This is a genomic window from Levilactobacillus lanxiensis (genome assembly GCF_016861655.1).
Lineage (GTDB): Bacteria > Bacillota > Bacilli > Lactobacillales > Lactobacillaceae > Levilactobacillus > Levilactobacillus lanxiensis.
Window position 1 is genome coordinate 1 of the sequence record NZ_BOLN01000024.1, and the last position, 1,602, is coordinate 1,602.

The following is a 1,602-nucleotide window of genomic DNA, read 5'->3' on the forward strand; positions in this document are numbered from 1 at the left end:
ACTCTGGGCGTTTTTACTTTCGTTCGAATTAATTATAGAATTTGCCACAAACAAAATTAATTGTGATATTATGAGCATGTAGCATATATTGATTGTTTTAACATCGATTTTATGTGTTGAGGAGGCTTTTTATGAAAAAACGAAAAATAACAGTTTTAAGCAGTTTTTGCTTGTTCGTAATAGGAATCAGCCTCATGTTTTTACTTCCAAGTACAGTGCTCGCAAAGTCAGAAGGAAAAGTGGTGAATGTAAAATTAACCACCGCATTAAAATTGCTCAAACAAAAGAAAAGAAAGATAACGTATGTCCTCTATGCTTCTAGATACTGCATTCATTGTCAAAAAATGAAAAAGATTTACCGACAAGCTATTGCTAAGCATCCTAACAAGGAAATCTTTAAAGTCGATTTAGCTAACGAACCTAATTCTAGCTATAAAAAATTAAAGGGACTGCATGTAAATGCTATACCAACTTTAATAAAATACAATGGCACCCATGAGGTTACACGTTTAGTTGGAGAATCCAAAATTTCAGTAGTAGACAAGTTCTTACAATAAGGGTTCCTTAAAAATTAGAGGAGTTGTTGATTATGAGTAAGGCAAAACATTTTAAAAAAATATTTATCGGACTACTAATGTGCTCAGTTACTGTATTACTTGGCTCGTTCTTATTCCCAATTAATGGTTCGGCTAAAACTAGAGTTGGATCTTATTACCATAATTTAAATACAGAGCTTAAATATTCAAACTTGAGTGCAAAGGTTTCGTCTTTGAGCTCAAGCAATGCACAGCAAGATGTTTCTAATTTAAATAAAAGTGAGAAAATAAATAACTATTTAAATAATATAAAAAAACGTGGTTATACCAATGACCAAGACGCAGTCACACCATATAATTATCGTGCAACATCCTCAGTAGATCCTTCTATATCAACGGATGTTGTTTATAATGTTTACAAAAATAATGACAAAAATACTACAATATTAACTCAAACGGTTGTTGATAAGAGCAATAATAAGGTTGTAAGCTTCTCTGCTGAGCAAGGTACTACTAAGAGCACATCACCAAAAACCGAATTTTCCGCCTCAAACAATGAACTGAATCAAATTAATATTCTGGCGAAAAAAAAGACAAAGCATTTTAAATTTCATGGCAAAGAATTTTCATGCGGTATGGCTGGTGTGTTAGCTTGTGGTTCCTATTGTGCAGTTTGGGCTGCCGTAAATGGCATCGCAGGTTTAGCTTGCGCTGTCGTGTGTGGCGCTGCATCAGAAGGTGCATGTGCAATGAATCATTAATAAGAGGCAATTTTTATGAAAAAATATGAGAAAAATTTACTCTTTTACACGACTAAAAGTTTACCCATTTCGGGAATAATTGTTTCTGCAGGTGCTCTATTATATTTTGTTATTTATCAAAATAACTATACATGCGCAGCTGTTTTATATTCATTTATTCCGTTAATTGGCACTGTTCTAATTGCATTACCTTTCTGGATCCTTGTATATCGAATTAAGAAAGGTAATTCTCATTGATAAATAAAACCTATCTAAAGGGCAAATTCTATAATTAATCCGAACAAAAATAAAAAAAGGCCCAAAGC

At 32.8% G+C, this 1,602-nt stretch carries 2 protein-coding genes; both read left to right on the plus strand.

What is annotated here, in order from left to right; all coding sequences use genetic code 11:
• The first annotated feature begins 131 nt into the window (after positions 1-131).
• Positions 132-557 carry a thioredoxin family protein gene (locus tag JUF22_RS13750; RefSeq protein WP_034529862.1) on the plus strand — a complete coding sequence of 142 codons (426 nt, stop codon included), beginning with the start codon at positions 132-134 and terminating at the stop codon, positions 555-557.
• 32 nt (positions 558-589) lie between these two features.
• Positions 590-1,297 carry a putative immunity/bacteriocin fusion bifunctional protein gene (locus tag JUF22_RS13755; protein WP_034529865.1) on the plus strand — a complete coding sequence of 236 codons (708 nt, stop codon included), beginning with the start codon at positions 590-592 and terminating at the stop codon, positions 1,295-1,297.
• The last annotated feature ends 305 nt before the right edge of the window (positions 1,298-1,602 follow it).

What these genes read in the sequence shown, in the direction of transcription:
- JUF22_RS13750 (WP_034529862.1), top strand. Translation starts at nt 132, where the DNA reads ATGAAAAAACGAAAAATAACAGTTTTAAGCAGTTTTTGCTTGTTCGTA.
- JUF22_RS13755 (WP_034529865.1), top strand. Translation starts at nt 590, where the DNA reads ATGAGTAAGGCAAAACATTTTAAAAAAATATTTATCGGACTACTAATG.